The organism is Pikeienuella sp. (assembly GCF_046290545.1).
In the GTDB taxonomy this organism is placed as follows: domain Bacteria; phylum Pseudomonadota; class Alphaproteobacteria; order Rhodobacterales; family Rhodobacteraceae; genus Pikeienuella.
In genome coordinates, this window is the sequence record NZ_JBKAGV010000005.1 from 229,946 (window position 1) to 247,924 (window position 17,979).

General features: G+C 71.6%; 13 protein-coding genes. 9 read left to right on the plus strand and 4 right to left on the minus strand.

The genetic code is table 11. The features are described from left to right. Positions 1 to 3 precede the first annotated feature (3 nt). A complete protein-coding gene (locus ACE37J_RS03720) occupies positions 4 to 1,227 on the minus strand; it encodes a penicillin-binding protein activator (protein WP_409707225.1) in 1,224 nt (407 codons plus the stop codon). A 58-nt stretch (positions 1,228 to 1,285) separates the two neighbouring features. Between ACE37J_RS03720 and rsmI the strand changes: the two genes are divergently transcribed. The 5 genes from rsmI to ACE37J_RS03745 are packed head-to-tail and all read left to right on the plus strand — an operon-like array spanning position 1,286 to position 5,056. Then, complete coding sequence (gene rsmI / locus ACE37J_RS03725) at positions 1,286 to 2,176, plus strand: 16S rRNA (cytidine(1402)-2'-O)-methyltransferase (protein WP_409707228.1); 891 nt, start codon at positions 1,286 to 1,288, stop codon at positions 2,174 to 2,176. Beyond that, on the plus strand, positions 2,173 to 2,529 hold the full coding sequence (locus ACE37J_RS03730) for a YraN family protein (RefSeq protein WP_409707230.1): 357 nt from the start codon (positions 2,173 to 2,175) through the stop codon (positions 2,527 to 2,529). Before rsmI ends, ACE37J_RS03730 begins: the two co-directional genes overlap by 4 nt. 16 nt (positions 2,530 to 2,545) lie before the next feature. Further along, entirely contained in the window at positions 2,546 to 3,154 is a 609-nt protein-coding gene (locus ACE37J_RS03735) for a BON domain-containing protein (RefSeq protein ID WP_409707233.1), read from the plus strand. Positions 3,155 to 3,179: 25 nt separating this feature from the next. Then, positions 3,180 to 4,139, plus strand: coding sequence for a glutathione synthase (gene gshB / locus ACE37J_RS03740; protein ID WP_409707236.1), 960 nt, complete (start codon positions 3,180 to 3,182; stop codon positions 4,137 to 4,139). After that, positions 4,139 to 5,056 (plus strand): alpha/beta hydrolase, encoded by a 918-nt coding sequence (locus ACE37J_RS03745; RefSeq protein WP_409707239.1) that lies wholly within the window; start codon positions 4,139 to 4,141, stop codon positions 5,054 to 5,056. Before gshB ends, ACE37J_RS03745 begins: the two co-directional genes overlap by 1 nt. 70 nt (positions 5,057 to 5,126) lie before the next feature. Here the strand turns inward: ACE37J_RS03745 and ACE37J_RS03750 are convergent, their stop codons facing one another. Further along, positions 5,127 to 6,710, minus strand: coding sequence for an SGNH/GDSL hydrolase family protein (locus tag ACE37J_RS03750; RefSeq protein WP_409707242.1), 1,584 nt, complete (start codon positions 6,708 to 6,710; stop codon positions 5,127 to 5,129). A gap of 191 nt (positions 6,711 to 6,901) precedes the next feature. Here ACE37J_RS03750 and ACE37J_RS03755 point away from each other — a divergent pair, with 191 nt between their 5' ends. After that, positions 6,902 to 7,801 (plus strand): alpha/beta fold hydrolase, encoded by a 900-nt coding sequence (locus ACE37J_RS03755; protein WP_409707245.1) that lies wholly within the window; start codon positions 6,902 to 6,904, stop codon positions 7,799 to 7,801. A gap of 3 nt (positions 7,802 to 7,804) precedes the next feature. On the opposite strand, the gene ACE37J_RS03760 is transcribed toward ACE37J_RS03755, so the two are convergent. Together ACE37J_RS03760 and ACE37J_RS03765 are read right to left on the minus strand one after the other, a co-directional pair. Further along, the gene (locus ACE37J_RS03760) at positions 7,805 to 12,412 is read right to left on the minus strand and encodes a translocation/assembly module TamB domain-containing protein (RefSeq protein ID WP_409707248.1); all 4,608 of its coding nucleotides are present in this window, start codon (positions 12,410 to 12,412) and stop codon (positions 7,805 to 7,807) included. Beyond that, complete coding sequence (locus ACE37J_RS03765) at positions 12,412 to 14,283, minus strand: autotransporter assembly complex protein TamA (RefSeq protein WP_409707251.1); 1,872 nt, start codon at positions 14,281 to 14,283, stop codon at positions 12,412 to 12,414. The genes ACE37J_RS03760 and ACE37J_RS03765 overlap by 1 nt, the downstream gene beginning before the upstream one ends. A 175-nt stretch (positions 14,284 to 14,458) precedes the next feature. Here ACE37J_RS03765 and ACE37J_RS03770 point away from each other — a divergent pair, with 175 nt between their 5' ends. The 3 genes from ACE37J_RS03770 to glpK all read left to right on the plus strand — a co-directional run bounded on the left by ACE37J_RS03770 (position 14,459) and on the right by glpK (position 17,949). Further along, the gene (locus tag ACE37J_RS03770) at positions 14,459 to 14,944 is read left to right on the plus strand and encodes a hypothetical protein (protein ID WP_409707254.1); all 486 of its coding nucleotides are present in this window, start codon (positions 14,459 to 14,461) and stop codon (positions 14,942 to 14,944) included. Beyond that, on the plus strand, positions 14,941 to 16,365 hold the full coding sequence (locus ACE37J_RS03775; protein ID WP_409707257.1) for a sensor histidine kinase: 1,425 nt from the start codon (positions 14,941 to 14,943) through the stop codon (positions 16,363 to 16,365). The genes ACE37J_RS03770 and ACE37J_RS03775 overlap by 4 nt, the downstream gene beginning before the upstream one ends. Before the next feature lie 78 nt (positions 16,366 to 16,443). Then, the gene (glpK, locus tag ACE37J_RS03780) at positions 16,444 to 17,949 is read left to right on the plus strand and encodes a glycerol kinase GlpK (protein ID WP_409707260.1); all 1,506 of its coding nucleotides are present in this window, start codon (positions 16,444 to 16,446) and stop codon (positions 17,947 to 17,949) included. Positions 17,950 to 17,979: the final 30 nt, after the last annotated feature.

Genomic DNA, 17,979 nt, shown 5'->3' on the forward strand with positions numbered 1-17,979 from the left:
GCCTCAGACGCCGGGCGCGGCGGAGGGCGCCGGGTCGAGCAGGGCGGGGCCGTTCGGGGTCATCTCCATGACCGCGAGGGCCCGCCGGTTAAGCCCGTCCGGCGTCAGGCGGAATGCGCCGGTCGCGCCTTCATGCGGCGCGGCGACGATGGAGGCGGGGGAAAAGGCGACGGGGCCGCCCGCCTGCGCCGCGCGCAGCATGTCCGCCGCCGCGGCGACGCCGTCATAGCCGAGCGAGGCGAGCGGCGATGGCGGCCGCGCCATCCGGCTCTCGAAGGCGGCGGCGAAGGCGGCGCGGCTCGAAGGGTCCGGCGCCGCGAACCAACCGCCCTGGAGCGTGGATTCGGCGGCGTTGCGCGCATCGTCCCAGCGGCTGAGGCCGAGATAGCGGACGGTGCGCGGCGACACGTCATAATAGGCGAGGAAGGATGACATCGCGCGGAGCGCGTCGCCCGCATCGGCGATCAGCACGCCGCCGGCCCCCGAGGCGAGGATCGCCCCCGCGCCGGACTGGGACGCGCTCTCGATCCCCTGGAAGCTCCGCTCATATGTCAGTTCTGGGGAAAGCGAGACGCCGGCGTCGCGCGCGGCGCGCGGCGCCTCTGCGGAGACGGCGTCGCCATAACGATCGGCGGGGCGGACGAGCGCGACGCGGCCGATCCCCTGCGAGCCCGCATAGCCGAGCACGCGGCGCATCTCGTCCCCCGGCAGCCAGCCGAGCAGCCAAACATTGCCGCCCGCGACGCTCGCATCGTTGGAGAAGGACAGGATGCTAAGGCCGCCCTGCGCGGCCACAGGCGCCGCCGCCGCCGTTCCATCTCCGAGGAGAGGGCCGAGGATCAGCGCCGCGCCGTCCCTGACGGCATGGGAGGCCGCCTCCGCCGCGCCGGCCGCCGTACCCTTCGAATCGTAGATCTTCATCACGAGATTGGCCGGCGCCCGCTCCGCCATCGCGATCTGCGCCGCTGCGACGAGGTCCTGCGCCGCGCGGGCGGCCGCCTGGCTCGACGAGGTCGTCGGCGCGATCAGGGCGAGGGTGACGGGGGCGTTCGGGTTCACCGGCGCGGCGACCGGCGCGGGCTGCGCGCTCCCGCCGCCGGAGGGCGCAGCCGCCGAGGGGCCGGGCTGCGGCGCCGAGGCGCAGGCCGATAGCAGGGCTGCGCCCGCGACGAGAATGAGGCCGCGAAACGCGGCGAAGCGGGTGAGTGCGCTTGCGCTCCGGCCCATGTTCTGACCCTCCTGTGCTCAGCCCGCAACCGGGCCCCCTCCGGCCGCCGGGGAGAGTATGGAAGACCAGAGGATAAGTAAACGTGACGAACCCGCGGGCGGGGGGCGCCTCGCCGCCGGGCTCTGGCTTGCGGCGACGCCGATCGGCGCGGCGGGGGATGTGACGCTGCGCACGCTCGACGCGCTCGCCCGCGCGGATGCGATCGCGGCGGAGGATACCCGCACTGCGCTGAAGCTGATGACTCTCCACGGCGTGGCCCGCGGCGGGCGGCCGATGATCGCCTATCACGACCATAACGGGGAGGCGGCGCGGCCCGGGATCCTCGCACGGATCGCGGCGGGGGAGAGCGTGGTCTATGTCTCGGAGGCCGGCACGCCGCTGATCGCCGATCCGGGGTTCAAGCTGGCGGCGGAGGCGGCCGCACGGGGGCTGCCGGTCTTCGCGCTTCCGGGGGCCTCCGCGCTCCTCGCCGCCCTGGCGGTGGCCGGATTGCCGACGGACCGGTTCCTGTTCGCGGGCTTCCCGCCGCCGAAGCAGGCGGCGCGCCGGGCGATGCTGGCCGAGCTGGCCACTGTGCCGGCGACGCTTGTCTTCTACGAGAGCCCGCGCCGCCTTGCGGCTTCACTGGCGGATATGGTTTCCGTGCTCGGCGGGGCGCGGGGCGCGGCGGTCTGCCGAGAGCTGACCAAGAAATTCGAGGAGACGCGGCGGGGAACGCTCGCCGACCTCGCCGCGGAATACGCCGGGACGGAGCCGCGCGGCGAGATCGTCGTGGTCGTCGGCCCGCCGGGCCCGGCGGAGACCTCGGAGGCGGCGCTGGACGACGCGCTCCGCGCCGCGCTTCGCGAGATGGGGGTGCGGGACGCTGCGGCAAGCGTCTCCGCCGCGCTCGGCCTGCCGCGGCGGCGGGTCTACGCCCGCGCTCTCGAACTGGCGGGAGCGTCGTGAGCCGGGCGGAGCGGGGCGGGCGCAACCACCGCGCCGGGCTGGCGGCCGAGGAGGCCGCGCTCCGGCTCTATCGCGACGCGGGCGCCGCGCTCCTCGCCCGGCGCTGGCGCTGCCCTGCGGGGGAGATCGACCTTGTGCTCCGGGAGCCCGACTGCCTCGTCTTCGTCGAGGTGAAGCGCCGTTCCGGGCCCGTGGAGGAGGACCCTGTGGGCGAGCGGCAATGGCGGCGCTTGGAGGCGGCGGCGGAAACGTATATCATCGCGTCAGGATCGGGCGGCGTCCCGCTCCGTTTCGACCTCGCCCTCGTGGGCGCGGACGGGCGGACGGAGATCATAAGAAACGCCCGGACATGAGGCGAAAGGCGAGATGATGAGCGGACAACACGGAGTCGCGCGCGCGCTTTGCGCTGCGCTTATGGCGGCGAGCCTTTCGGGCTGCGCCGCGGGCCTCGGCGTCGGCGCGCTGGCGACGGCGGGCGTCGCCGTCACGCAGGAGCGGTCCACGCGGCAGGCGCTGACGGATACGGAAATCAGGCTTTCCATCAACAACAAGCTGGCGAACGAGGATCTCGGCCTCTTCGCGGACGTCAACACCGAGGTGGTGGAAGGCCGCGTGCTCCTCGCCGGGTCGGTGCCGCGGTCGGAGCAGCGGGTGCGGGCGGCGGAGCTGGCCTGGTCCACCCCTGACGTCGTGGAGGTCGTGAACGAGCTGACGGTGGCGGGGGATGCGGGCGTCCGGTCCTATGCGCAGGATGTCTGGATCTCGACGCAGTTGCGGGGCCGACTCCTCGGCGACAAGTACGTTTCCAGCGTCAACTACAATGTCGAGACGGTGGATCAGGTTGTGCACCTCATCGGCGTGGCGCGGTCGGAGCGGGAGCTGGAGCGCGTGGTGAGCCATGCGCGGAAGATCGCAGGCGTGCGCGAGGTTGTCAGCCATGTGCTGACCAAGCATGACGAAAGGCGCGCCGGGCTCTGAGACCGGGGCGCAGCAAGGAGCCGGAATGAGCCTCTCCGTCGCCATCCAGATGGACCCGATCGCAGGCGTCGACATCGACGCCGACAGCACCTTCCGCCTCGCGGAGGAGGCCCAGGCGCGGGGGCATTCGCTTTTCTACTACCATGTCGGCGACCTCGCCTTCGACGAGGGGCGGGTGGTGGCTGCGGGCTGGCCGCTGGAGGTGCGGCGCAAGCGGGGGGATCATTTCACGCTCGGCGCGCGGGAGATGCGGGACCTTTCGGAAACGGATGTGGTGCTCCTGCGGCAGGACCCGCCCTTCGACATGTCCTACATCACCAATACGCATCTCCTCGAGCGCATCCATCCGAAGACGCTGGTGGTGAACGACCCGTTCTGGGTGCGGAACTGCCCCGAGAAGCTGCTCGTGCTCGACTTTGCGGACCTGACGCCGCCGACGATGATCGCCCGCTCCCTCGCCCATATCCGCGACTTTCGGGAGCGGCACGGAGACATGATCCTGAAGCCGCTCTATGGCAACGGCGGCGCCGGGGTCTTCAAGCTGACGGGGGGGGACGGCAACCTCGCCTCGCTCCATGAGCTCTTCATGGGGATCAACCGGGAGCCGCTGATCGCGCAGAAGTTCCTCCCCGCCGTCTCGAAGGGGGACAAGCGGGTGATCCTCGTGGACGGGGAGCCGGTGGGCGCGATCAACCGCGTGCCGCAGCAGGGCGAGACGCGCTCCAACATGCATGTCGGCGGGCGGCCCGAAAAGGTCGAGATGACGGCGCGGGACCGGGAGATATGCGCCCGGATCGGGCCGGTGCTGAAGGAGCGGGGGCTCGTCTTCGTCGGCATCGACGTGATCGGGGACTGGCTGACGGAGATCAACGTCACCTCGCCGACCGGGATCCAGGAGTTGCAGCGCTTCGACGGCACGAACGCGGCCGCGCTGATCTGGGAAGCGATCGAGCGGCGCCGCGCTGCGCCGCTTGCGGGCGGCTGATGTCGATCCGGCTCTCCATCCTGTCGCTGTTCCTGCGATTGGTGGAGAAGCCGCGCCTCGCCCGGCTCAAGGATCCGCTGGAGGCGCGCGCGATGTTCGAGGCGACGGCGGCGCGGTTCTTCCGCTCGCCGGAGGATGCGAACCGGATCGAGGCGCGTATCGCGGGCCCGGCGGGGCCGATCGCCTGCGACTGGATAAGCCGCGGGCGGCCGGACCGGCGGGCAGTGATCCTTTATCTCCATGGCGGGGCCTATGTGATGGGCTCACGCGCGACGCACCGGCACGTCGCGGCGGTGCTCGCCGGCCATGCGCGCGCCCGGGTCCTCCTGCCGGAATACCGGCTCGCGCCGGAGACGCGCTGGCCGGGCGCGGTGGAGGATGCGCTCGCCTGCTACCGCGACCTGCTGGAGACGGGTTACGAGCCCGGCCGCATCGCCCTGGCGGGGGACAGCGCCGGCGGAGGGCTCGCCTTCGCCACGCTGATCGCGGCGCGGGAGGCCGGATTGCCGGATCCGGCCTGCATCGCCGCCTTCTCGCCCTGGCTCGACCTCACGCTCAGCCAGAAGAGCCTCAGACGGAACGCGCGGTCCGACCCGATGTTGCCGGCGAGCCGGATCGAGGAGACGCGGGATTACTACGTCTCCGCCGCCGATGCCGGGGCTCCCACCGCCTCGCCGCTTCTCGCCGAGATCCCGTCTCCGCCCCCCGCGCTGATCCAGGCGAGCCGGATCGAGCTTCTGGAGGACGAGGCGGGCGTCATGGCGGAGAAGCTTCGCGCCGCGGGCGGCGACGTGCGGCTCGAATGGTTCGCCCGCGCGCCGCACGCCTGGCATATCTTCTGCGGCTTCGCGCCGGAGGCCGACGGCGCGCTCGCGCGCGCCGGGGCCTTCATCGGGGACCGGATCGTGCGCGACTAGGTCGGTTTCCGTTCCGACTGAATCAGTCACAACGGACACCAAGACGGGCACTCGTTCCGAGTTGTTGCGCTCAGACGAACCCCCAGAGATCCGCCTCCGCCACGCGGTCGGCGAGATCGCCCGTCAGGCCGAGATCGGAGACGTCGTCCCCGATCTTCCGCACCACGATCTCCTCGATCCCGATCGCAGTCAGGCCGAGTTCGCGGAAGTAGGCGAAGCGGCCATTGTAGGACTCGACCTTGCCGGCCATCGCCTCCGCCGTCTCGTCAGTCAGCGTCAGGACCAATGTGTCCCGCCCGCCGCCGCCGATGAAGAGGTCGAACGATTTCCCGCCGCCGAGCAGCGACGCTTCCGTGTGGAAGAACACGTCGTTCCCGCCGCCGCCGATGAGGAGGTCGGCGCCGAGCCCGTCCGCCAGCGCGTCGTGCCCCGCGCCGCCGTTGACGAAATCGTTCCCGGCGCCGCCTCCGATGAAGTCATCGCCTATGTTGCCGTTGAGGTTGTCGTTCCCGGCGCCGCCGGAGACGATGTCGGACCCCTTGCCGCCGCTGACCTTGTCGTTCCCTAGGCCCGCCAGCGCCACGTCATCGCCGCCGCCGAGGTCGATCCGGTCATGGCCCGCCTTGGCGAGCACGAGTTCCTCCGCTCCGGTTCCGCGGAACCGGTCGCTGCCGTCCGTCAGGATCGAGACTTCGGAGGTCAGCGACTCGGCGGTGAAGACGCCGAACGTTTCGTGCATCGCTTCGGTCGGATGGAAGAGATCGTAAAAGGCGAACTGGTCCGGGTGCAGGCCCTCGACCGCCGGATTGGACGGGAAGAAGGGCAGAGGGCCTTCCGGCCCTTCGATGATGATCGGGTCGGCCGCCGTCCCGAAGAAGAGCTGTTCGGAGACGGTGACGAAGCCGAAGGCGGACGGGTCCGCGGCGACCTCGGCCGCGACCGCTTCGAGGTCGACGATCTTCACCGTCACGCCGAGCGCGGAGAGCTGCGCCGATTGCGCGACGAGCGCGTCATTGTAGCCGGAGATCACCTGGTCTCCCAGCGCCTGGATGAGCGGCGGCGCGAACTTGAAGGAGGGGAAGAAGCTCGCCAGCGGCAGGGTGTTGAGGATGATCGTCCCGACGCCCGCCTGCGCGAGCGCCGCCGCGGCGCCGAGCGTCGCCGCCGCCACCGAGCCCGCGAGAGCCGCAGCCTCCGCCGCCGTCTGCGCCGGGTCGAGCGGGTTGGACGGGGTGAACCGGTTGAAATCGTTCAGGCCGATGAAGATCGATGCGGCGGATGCGGGCGCCGCGCCCTGCGCCAGCGTCGCCAGATAACGGGAGACCTGGCCGCCGAGATTGATGTCGAGGTCGAGGAGCGATTGATCCGGGTTCTCCACGAGGAAATTGCCGGAGACGCCCGGATCGACCGCGCTTCCCAGCGTCCGCTCGCCGACCGCGCGCGCCCCGCCGATGGCGAAGTTCAGCTCATCGGCCCCGAGGAGGCCGGTGGCCACGTCCGCATAGTTCCGCCCGTTCGTGACGTTCTCCGAGTAGCCGAAGGAGGCGAGGGGGAAGGGCAAAGTCAGTAGCTGAGAGGTGATGGCGAAAAGGTTGCCCCCGTCGGTCATGCTGTCGCCGAAATAGACGATAGGGCCGGTTGCGGCTTCGGTCATGCGTGTCTCCCTGGTTCCGCGCCTTCGTGAAGCGGCGCTTCGCCTGATTAGTATCGCAATCCCCGCATGCGCGATGCGAAAGATCACCACCCGGGAAGCCCTTCCTAAGTTCCGCCTGGAGCCCTGAGCCTTCCCCTCTTGCGCATCGGCGGGATAGGAATGCCCCGGCGCAAGGGCGTGGGGGTGTCGGCATGGAGACGAAACGCATCATGGCCGGGGCGCTGGACGTCGCCTGGCTGGAGATCGGGCCGGCGACGGGATGGCCCTGCATCTTGCTTCACGGCTGGCCCTATGACGCCCATGCGGGCGCCCGGGCCGCGAAGCGGCTCGCGGCGGAGGGCGCGCGGGTTCTCCTCCCGTGGCTCCGCGGATTCGGGGGGACGCGGTTCCTGAGAGCGGAGACGCCGCGATCGGGCGAGCAGGCGGCGCTCGGCGCCGATCTCCTCGCGTTTATGGACGCGCTCGCGCTGCCGCGCGCCACGCTTGCGGGATACGACTGGGGCGGGCGCGCGGCCTGCGTCGTCTCCGCGCTGTGGCCCGAGCGGGTGGAGGCGCTCGTGACCGGCAACGGCTACAACATCCAGAACATCGCGCGGTCGATGGAGCCGGCGTCGCCGGCGCAGGAGGCGGCCTACTGGTATCAGTGGTATCTGAACCATGAGCGCGGCGCGCGCGGCTTCGCCGTCGACCCGGCGGGCTTCGCGCGGCTGCTTTGGCGCATGTGGTCCCCGGAATGGCGGTTCAAGGAGGAAGAGTTCGCAGCGAGCGCGGCCGCCTTCGCCAACCCGGACTGGGCGGCGGTGACGGTTCATTCCTATCGCCATCGTTATGGCAATGCGCAGGGGGACCCGGCCTTCGCCGACATCGAGGCGCTGCTCGCGGCGGGGCCGGAAATCTGCGTTCCGACGGTCATCGTGGACGGCGACGCCGACGGCGTCGCGCCCTTCGCGGCGGGCGACAATGCGGCGCGGGATGCGGCGATCACGGGGCCGCGCCGGCGGATGGTCCTCAAGGGGGCGGGGCACAACCTGCCGCAGGAGCGGCCGGCGGAGTGGGCGGAGGCGGTTCTCGCGGCGCGGGCGCTGCGCTGAGGTTCAGAAATCCCGCTTCCACTTGAGCCCGAGCGTCGTGCCGACATCGGGGCCGACCTCGCTTTCGAGCTGGAGCTCGTCGAAGATCTCGATCTCCACGATCACGCTGCCGGAGCCGCCGGAAATCGGCTGCTTCGCGCCGACGAAGACGTCGCGGGAAACGTTGGAGCCGACCGTGACGGAGGAATTGCCGGAGCCGTCATCATCAAGCCGCAGCACGTCGAGCCCGACGGCGCCGCGCACGCTGTCCGCCGATCCGCCTGTTCCATCCAGCAGGGTGGCGAGGCCGACGGCGAGGGAGAGCGCCTCGGTCGGCGAGAGGGATTGCTTGGAGCGGCCGAAAAGCACGCGCGGCAGCACCTCTTCCTCCGGCAGCGCCGGGCGGGACTGGAAGGAGATGTCGGGCGCCTGCGCCGTCCCGGCGACGACGATGCCGCCCCGCACGCCGTCATTCTCGTGGAAGAGCGCGACGTCCAGAGTCGGGTCGATCCCCGGCGCGCCGGTAAAGCGGACCGCCCCGCGTTCCAGCTCGAACACGCGGCCGAGGAAGGAGAGGACGCCGCGGCGCCTCTCGACCGCGCCGCGGATGCGCGGCGCCGCGGCCGTCCCGCGGATCTGCAGGGCGACCGTCCATTCGGAGTCGAGCCCGCGGCCGCGGACAAAGATGTCCTGCGGGCCGGTCACGTCGATGTTGAGGTCAATCTCCTCGCCGAAGGGCTCCGGCGGCTCCGGGATCGGCTCGCCCTTGATCCGGACCGAGCCGAGATCGGCGATTCCGGGCGGCGTGGCGGCGACGAGGCGCACCTCCGCCCGGTCGATGTTCACGCGCCCCGAAATGTCCGGCGCGGCGAAAGGGCCTGCGGCGGCGATGTCGAGCGAGAGGATTGCGGTCACGTCGTCCCGCCGCACGAGGGTCGCGCCCTCCGCCTTCACCCTCGCGTCGAGCCGTCCATCCGCCAGCGCGACGCGGCCGGTGACGGGCCCGCCCGAGCCGTCCTCCGCCCGGAGGTCGAGCACGAAGGCGCCGCCGGGCTCGACCGTGGAGGCGATTTCGAGGTCCACGAGGATCGTGCCCGTATCGAGATTTTCGTAGCGGCCGTCCGTCAGCGCGATGTCCCCGCCGATTTCCGGCGCGTCGAGCGTGCCGGAAAGCACGAGGGCGATGCGCGCCGCACCGTCGAGGACGTGGCCGGGGGCGGGGACGAGCGACCATAGCTCCCCGATCCGCCCCTGCCAGTCGACCGCGCCGGAAAGGCGGCCGCCTGCCGGCGGGGCGGGCAGGGGGCCGCCGGTCGGGCGGAGCGGGGTCGCCGCTCTCACGCGGAAAGGCTGGTCGAAGGGGCCGGTGAGGGAAGCGTCGAGCCTCGCCTCCCGCCCGTCCCAGTCCAGCGCGGCCTCGAGGTCGAGTGCGCCGACATCGGCCAGCGCATCCTCGAAGCGGAGGCCGGGGGCGGCGATGCGGGCGGTCGCGCCCGCGGTTCCCGGCCGCGTGTCGAACCGCGCCGAGAGGTCGAGCGCGCCGGCGGAGACGGGCGCGCCGGCGAGGGCGGCGAGCGTCGGGAGGTCGGGCGCCGCAAGGCGGATGTCGCCGGAGAGCCCGTTCGGGTGCAGCGCCGCCGCGCCCGTGAGCCCGCCGCCCGGAAGCGAGAGATCGATCCCCTCGAAACGCGTCGACCCGTTCGCGGAGACGATGCGGAGCGGCGCGCGGAGGGCGAGCGCCGCCTCCCCCGCATCGAGCGAGAAGCGGGAGACAGTCGCCTGCGGCCCCGCGCCCGCGAGATCGGCCCGCGCCGCGGCGGCGAGAGCGAGAGGCTCGCCCGAGGAGAGTTCGCCTTCGGCCGCGAGGTCGAGCGCGAGGGCGGAGAGGCGGCCGCGCGCAGAGAGGGTGGTTGACGCGAGCGTCGCCGGGCCGAGATCGGCGGCGCCGAGACGGAGCCGGGCGTCCAGCGCGGGGTCGCCGCCCGAAGCCTCCCTCACCGTCGCGTCGAGCGCGGCGGAGGCGATGCGCGCCTCGCCCGCCGCGAGGCCTTCGGCGCGGAGCGTGGCGGCGATGTCGTCGAGCCCACCCTTCGCAGTCACGGTCGTCGCGGCGACCGTCGCGCCGCCGAGATCGGCGCGGGCGATGCGGGCGGTCAGGTCGAATGCGGGGGCGGAGAGAAGGGCGGAGGCGGAGCCCTCCGCCTCCAGCCCGCCGAGCGCGAGGCCGTATCCCGAAAGCCCGGAGGCGGTGAGGGCGAGGCCCTCGACAGCCGGGTCTCCCGCGGCGTCGAGCACCCGCGCTTCGAGCGAAACGGACGCGACGGCGGCCTCGCCCACGGTCTCGTCGCCCTCCACTCCCTCGACCGACAGCGCCGCGTTGAAGGCGGACAGGGCGCCCGCGGCGGAGAAGCGGCCGGACGCGGCGCGCGCCGGGCCGAGAAGGGCCCCGGCGAAGTCGCCCGTCACGTCGAATTCCGGATTTCCGCCCGCCAGCGCCGCGCCGCGCCCCTCGACTATGAGTCGCGCGACGCCGTAGCCGAGCGCCTCCACGCCTTCGGCGGAGACGCGGCCCTCGGCCTCGGGCGCGCCGAGTGCGTCGCGCACGGCGAGATCGACTTCGGCGCGCGCGGCGAGGGCGCGGGCGCCGTCGGGGAGCCCGGCTTCGAGACGGTCGAGCCGCAGGGCCGCCGTCGCGTCCTGCATCCCGTCGCGGCGGGAGAGGGTCACCGAGCCTTGGAGCGCGCCGGAGGCGGGGTTTCCGGTGAACGCGGAGAGGGGTGCGAGGTCCGGCGCGGCGATGTCGAAGGCGCCTTCGGCGAGCGTCGTCTCGAGATCGAGGGCGAGGGCGCCGGCGATGCGGGCGCCGAGCCCTTCCGCGACCATGTCGGAGAGCGCGAGGGTCTGCCCATCGAGCCGAAAGCCTCCGTCGAAGGCGACGGGGCCGAAGCGCGATCCGGAGGCGCGGAGGGCGGCGGTTCCCTCCGGCGTCTCGCCGAAGGTCGCGTCATGCGTCAGCCGCACCTCGCCATAGCCCTCGCCCTCGAAGCGGAGGCCCTCGGCGGCGAGGCTGCCTTCGAGCCGGGGGAGGGCGAAGGGGCCGGTGAGCCGCCCCTCGGCGGAGAGCGTTCCGCCCGCGTCCACTTCATAGGCGGCGGCGAGGGGCGCGAGGTCCGGCGTCGCGAGGCGATAGGTCAGGTCCGCCCGCTCCTCCGCCACGTTCGCCGCGCCGGCGGCTTCAAGCGTGAGCGGCGCGGCGGCGATGCGGAATTCCGCGAGCGTCGCGGTCGCTCCGTCCCAGTCCGCGTCGAGGGCGATCTCGGTCCGGCCGAGGAGGTCGGGCCCGAGACGGTCCAGCCTGAGGCCTTCGACAAAGCCGGATAGGTCGGCGGCGACGTTGGGCCCGGTGACGCGAACGGTCGCGTCCAGCGCGGCGTTCGCGACGTCCGCCGGCGCGGTGCGGAGGCCGGCGAGGGCGAGGCGGCCGGTCGCGGTCAGGTCGTCGGTCGGGCCGGTGACGGCGCCGTCGAAGCCGAAGCGGTCGAAGCTGACGCCCTCCACGAGTTCCGAGAGGCCCGCCCGCGCTTCGAGCGCGACGGCGAGGTTAGAGACGGTGGTGGAGCGGTCGAAGGTTCCCGTGGCGTCGAGTGAGAGATCGGTCGCGCGCACCTCGCCCTGCCGGATCGTAATCAGGCCCGCATCGTCCTCCGAGAGGTCGAAACGCAGCCGGGCTTCCGGGGCCAGGGCGACGGCGATCTCCGGCCCGAAGACTTCCGGAAGGCGCGGGCCGGGCGTCACAGCGAAGTCCGCGTTGGCGGCGAGGGGGCCGATGGCGGCGAAGCGCCCGGAGCCCTGCGCGGCGAGGACGCCTTCGATTGCCGCATCGAGCGTCACGTCCCAGTCCGTGAGCGGGCCGAGGGCGGCGAGGTCCACACGCGTAGAGGCGTCGTTCGGGAGACCGGCGAGGGCGGCGACGAGGCCGCCCGGCTCCTCCTCCGCCAGCAGCGTGAGATCGAGCCGGTCCGCCCCGAAATCCCGCACGAAGTCGAGCGCGATGCGGCCGAACACATTGTCCCGCCGGGTGAGGGTGAAGCGGAGCGATTGCTCGTCCCCCTCGTCCCGCGCCGCGCCGGCCCCGTCGAAGGCGATGCCCGTGGGCGCGATCACGCCGGGCGCCACGGTGACGCGGACGAGCTCAAGCGCGGCGATGCGGGTCGTTATCGGGGAGCGCGGCCAGTCGAACGGGTCGCTGTCCTGCTGGTCGAGCTCAGAGCCTTCCTTGACCTCCACCGCGACGGCCGAGGCGTTTGGCGCGCGGCGAACGTCCACGCCGATGGCGGCGAGGCGTTCGATGGCGAGTTCGCCGCGGAGGACGCGCGACGGGGTCCAGCGGAGCGAGAGCCGGTCGATCCGAAGCCAGACGCCATCCGCATCCGCGGCGGTGAGGCCGACGATCTCCGTGGAGCCGTCCGCCGCGTCCTCTACGCCCTCGGCGGCGAGGACGAGCTCGCCGGGGACGGAGATCTGGTCGAGCACGAAATCGACGAGGCTGTTCCGGAGCCCGAGGAAGGAGAATTGCGCCGCCGCGGGCAGGGCGACCATCAGCACGAGGATAAGGGGAAGGAGCCGCCGCATCAGAAGGCCTGCCCGATGGAGATGTAGACCTGGAAGGCGTCGTCCGCGCCGCGCGGGTTCACCGGAACGCCGACATCGACGCGTAGCGGCCCCACAGGGGAGAAGTAGCGTACGCCGCCGCCGATGGCCACCTGCACGCCCTCGTCAAAGTCCGGGAAAAGCTCCTCTGAAACGGAGCCCGCCTCCACGAAGCCGGCAAGGCCGACCGTTTCGCTCACCCGGGCGCGAAGCTCGGCTCCGAGTTCGGCGACGGAGAGGCCGCCGGTCGGGTCGTTGTTCGCGTCGAGCGGGCCGATGAACCGCTCCGCATAGCCGCGGACCGAGCCGCCGCCGCCGGAAAAGAGCCTGCGGTTGACCGAAACGACGTCGAGATCGCCGGCGAGGATCGAGCCGAGACGACCGCGGGCGGCGAGGATGTATTTCTTCTCCCCGGTCAGGTCGAAATAGGCGGAGGTTGACGCATCGAGGATCATGAACGCCGCCGGATCGTTCCCCACCACGCCGGAGAAGGGCGTCGCTGCGGCGCGGGCGCGGAAGCCGTTGGACGGGTCGAGCCGGTCATCCGTCGCGTCTATCGCGGCGAAGACCGGAAGACCGAACAGTCGCGACGTCTCCGCCGGAACCCCCGCGCCCTCGTCGAGCCGCGAAAGCTCGAGAAGGATTCCGGCCCCGACCGTCAGCTCCTCGCTCAGTTCGCGCTCGAGCCCGGCGAAGAGCGTGCCGCCGATCTCGTCGAAGGCGTCGTCGTCGATCCGCCGCGCCTCCGCGCCGAAAACGAGGTCCTGCCCCGGGCGGCCCAATTGCGGGATGCGATAGCGGGTATCGAGCGATTGCTCCTCGAGCCCCGCCAGCGCCTCCAGCGTCACTGTCTCGTTCGCACCGAAGAGGTTGCGATGCTCGAAGCCGCCTGTGAGGGCGGGGCCGGCGTCCGTCGAATAGAGCGCGCCGGCGGAGATTGTGCGGAAGGGCGCCTCCTCCAGCGTAACGGTCACCGGGGCCTCCGCCGCTTCGGGCGGCTCGGGCGGCAGCGTGGCCGAGCCGGCGGCGAAGAGATTGGTGGAGATGAGGGCGCGCTGGAAGGCGACGAGCTTCGCCGGCTCGGCCACGTCTCCCTCCGCGAAGGTCAGATACGTGTCGAGATAGTCCGGGTCGACGTCCTCCAGCCCGACATAGGTCACCGGGCCGAAGACATGGGCGCGGCCGGCGGCGATGGCCGTCTCGACCTCGATCTCCGCCGTCTCCGGGTCGGCCACTGCGTCCCGCCCAAGGCGGCTGGCATAGGGGCGGCCCGAGGCGCGGAGCGCCTCGACGGCCGCGCTCTCCGCATCGAGAATGCGGTCGGCGCGGGCCGGGCCGCCGACGGGCGAGCCGAGAAGGCCTGCGTCCGGCGCCGCGGGCGGTTCGCCCGGCCCTGTCTCCAGCAGCTGGAAGCGATGCGCGGCGAGCGTGTAGCGGCGGTTTGGCGTGACCACGATGCGGACGAGCGCGCCCGGGGCTTCGGTCTTCGCCTCCTCCTCCGCGGGAGTTTCCGTCGCGTTATCCGCGGGAGCCTCCGGCGCAACCTCCTCGATCCCGTAGCGCGCCTCGGCCTCGAAATAGCCGTCGGAACGCATGATCTTCAGCACGGTCGCCATGTCGCCCTCGGCCCGGCGGCGAAGGAAGGCGAGGCTCTGCGCGCCGCGATCCTGCTGGCGGTAGAGTTCCAGCGCCTGCTCCATCAGCGCTACGACGCCCTCCCGCTCCACGCCCTCGATCGCAACCGCGTAGTCGAGCGCCGTCTCCGGCCGTGCGAATTCAGGGGGCGGGGGCCCGCCATCCTCGGCGCAGGCGGAGAGAAGGAGAAAACCAAGGAGAAGGCCGAGGCGAGACACCGTCATCCTCCCTCTTAACGCGTGCGCCGGGCGGCGCCGAGGTTTGCGTGTTCACGTTTACCAACGCGCCGAAACATTCGGTCAGAACGGGGCGGCGGCAAGCGAGCCCTTAAGCGTTTCTGAACAGCTTTTCGGGAAACTCGACGCAATCGGAATCACAAAGGAGACAAGACCGATGCCAATGTACACGCGCCGCGGCTTCGCGCTGCTCGCCCTCGCCGCTCCGGCGGCGCTCACCTTGCCCGCGCGCGCCGCGGATGACGCCCTGCTGGTCGTCACGGGAGCCGCCGCCTCCTCGCGGACTTTCAGCCGCGCCGATCTCGAAGGCATGGAGCAGCATGTGATCGAGACGAAGACGAACTTCACCGACGGGCGCCCCGCCTTCCGCGGCCCCCGGCTCGGCGCGGTGCTTGCCGCCGCGGGAATCGAGGCCGGGTCGACCATCCGCATGACCGCCGCCAACGACTACGCCATCGAGGCGCCCTTCGCCGACATCGCCGCCTATGACCCGATCCTCGCGATGGAGATCGACGGCGTGAAGCTGACGCCGCGCAGCCGCGGCCCGATCTGGATCATGTATCCGGTTGACACGCTGGCGGCGGACGATCGGGAGATCAACGACAAGCTGATCTGGCAGCTCACCCGCATCGAGGTGATGTGAGCCACAGGCTCCCCCTCGGCCTGAGGCGGAGCCACCTCATCTTCGTCGTCATCCTCGGCGGGCTCGGCCTCGTCCTCGCGCTCATGTTCATCGACATGCAGAAGCGCGGGGATACGGCCGGGAAACTGGCGCTGATCGGCGAGGATACGGCGGTTCTCCATACGGCGACCTCGATCTTCGAGGTCAACCGCTTTCGCGAGTCGCTCCTCGCCGCGCTTGTCACGGCGGAGGGCGAGGCGGATGCGGAGGCGGTGCGGACGCGGTTCGACATCCTCTGGAACAACGTCCATACCGCCAACAGCGGCGCCCTCGGCGAACGCATCGCGCTTTTCGATGAGGAAGGGGCCATCGACGGCGCCATCGAACTTCTTGCCCGGCACGAGGCTTGGGTCATGGCCTTCGACGGGTCGGACCGCGCAGGGGCGACGGCCGTGCTCGCAGATTTCGAGGCGGCGAACCTCAAGCTCCGCTCGCTCCTTTCCCAAGCCTATCGCTACGAGCGGAATCTGCTCTACGGGGTCTACGACAACCTCCTGCTGCAACGTGAATCGGGCCGTTACGCCGGGATCGGCGTCGCCATCGTCAGTTTTCTCGTCCTTGTCGGAGCGCTCCTGATCGCGCGGCGCGACGCGCGAATCTCGCGCAAGCTGATCGCGCATGCCCGAGAGGCCGAGAAGGCGGCGGAGAGCCGCGCGCGGTTCCTCACAATGGTCAGCCATGAGCTGCGGACCCCGATGAACGGCGTGCTCGGCCTTCTCGACGTGATCCGCTCGCTCGGCCTCGAGCCGGCGCAGGCGCAGCTCGCGGGGGCCGCCGCGGCCTCGGCGCATGAGATGCTGCTGGTGATCGAGGCGCTTCTGATCCTTTCGGACATCAGGGACGGCCGGCTCGAACTCGTGGACCAGCACGCCTCGCTCGACGCGCTCGTGGTCGATCTCCGTCGCCGGCTCGCGCCGCTGGACGCGGAGGAGGGGGCGCCCGGCTCTTACAGCGTGGGCGGCTCGCGGCGCTTCACCGGAGATTCCGCCCGGCTCTGCCAGGCGCTCGCCTTCATCATCCATTATGTCCGCAAAACGCTCAGAGCGCAGGACTTCATCTGCGCCCTCGAGGCGAAGGACGGCGTGCTCGACATCCGGATCGAGCTGGACGAGGGGGTCGAGGCGCCCTGGGCGATTGAGACCATTCTGGCCGAAGCGGAACCGAACCGAGCCGAGCTCTCGGCGGACGCGCTCGCGCCGCTGGCCGGGCGCGCGATTCTCGACGTTATGGGCGCGCGCTACGCCATCGAGCCGGCCAGGGAGGGCAGGAGCCGTGCGGCGGTGCGGATCGAACTGCCCTGCGCGGCGGTCGCGCACCCGGCGGCGCCGGCGCGGCCCGCCTCCAGCGCCACGGCGGCGGGGTCCTTCGCGCAGGCGGTCTGATCCGGCGGCTGGCCCGGCCCTTCCGCCGGCCTGCTCAAGCCCTTATCCTCCCGGGCAAAAGCATCACGGAGGAATGACATGACCGGCCGCATTCTCGCCATCGATCAGGGCACCACTTCCTCGCGCGCGATTCTCTTCGACGCCTCGTTGACGCCGCTGGCGACGGCGCAGCAGGAGTTCAGGCAGATCTTCCCGCGTTCGGGTTGGGTGGAGCACGACCCGGAAGAGATCTGGTCCACCACCGCAGCGATGTGCCGCTCCGCTTTGGAAAAGGGCGGAGCGAGGCCGGAGGACATCGCCGCAATCGGCATCACGAACCAGCGGGAGACTGTCGTCGTCTGGGACCGGGAGACGGGCAGGGCGGTCCACAACGCCATCGTATGGCAGGACCGCCGGACGGCGGACACCTGCGCGCGCCTGAAGGCCGAGGGGCGCGAGTCGGCGGTCACGGCAAGGACGGGCCTGCTGCTCGACCCTTACTTCTCCGCCACGAAACTCGCGTGGATCCTCGATAACGTGGAGGGCGCGCGGGGGAAGGCGGGGGAGGGGCGGCTTCTGTTCGGGACGGTGGACAGCTTCCTGATCTGGCGGCTCACGGGCGGCAAGGTCCACGCCACGGACGCGACGAACGCGGCGCGCACCATGCTCTACAATATCCACGAGGGGCGGTGGGACGAGGAGATCCTCGACATGCTGGGCGTGCCCGCGGCGATGCTGCCCGAGGTGAGGGACAGCGCGGACGATTTCGGCGAGACGCGGGCCGATCTCTTCGGGCGGCCTGTGCCGATCCGCGGCGTGGCGGGGGACCAGCAGGCGGCCACGGTGGGGCAGGCCTGTTTCGAGCCGGGGATGATGAAATCCACCTACGGCACCGGCTGCTTCGCGCTGCTGAACACCGGGGCGGAGGCTGTGACCTCGAAGAACCGTCTGCTGACGACGATCGCCTATCAGCTCGCCGGCAAGCCGGTCTATGCGCTGGAAGGGTCGATCTTCATCGCGGGCGCGGTGGTGCAGTGGCTGAGGGACGGGCTGAAGATCATTCGCGAAGCCTCGGAGACGCAGCCGCTCGCCGAGGCGGCGGACCCGGAGCAGCGGCTCTATCTCGTGCCGGCCTTCACCGGACTCGGTGCGCCCTGGTGGGCGCCGGACGCGCGGGGCGCGATCTTCGGCATCACGCGGAACACCGGCCCGGCAGAGTTCGCGCGCGCGGCGCTCGAAAGCGTCGCCTTCCAGACGCAGGACCTGCTGGAGGCGATGCGGGCGGACTGGCCGGCAGGCTCCGGCGCGGCGGAGACGGTGCTGCGCGTAGACGGCGGCATGACGGCGAGCGACTGGACGATGCAGGCGCTCGCGGACCAGCTCGGCGCGCCGGTGGACCGGCCCGTCGTGACGGAGACGACCGCGCTCGGCGCGGCCTATCTGGCGGGGCTCCATGCCGGGCTTTGCCCGGAGCCGGCGGAATTCGCGCGGAGCTGGGCGCTCGAACGGCGGTTCGAGCCGCGGCTCGACGAGGCGGAGCGGCGCCGGCGCCATGCGGGCTGGCGCGATGCGGTGCGCCGGCTTCTCGCGCCGTCGGAGGCGTAGGCCGAACGCGCTGCGCCCCGCCGCCAGGCG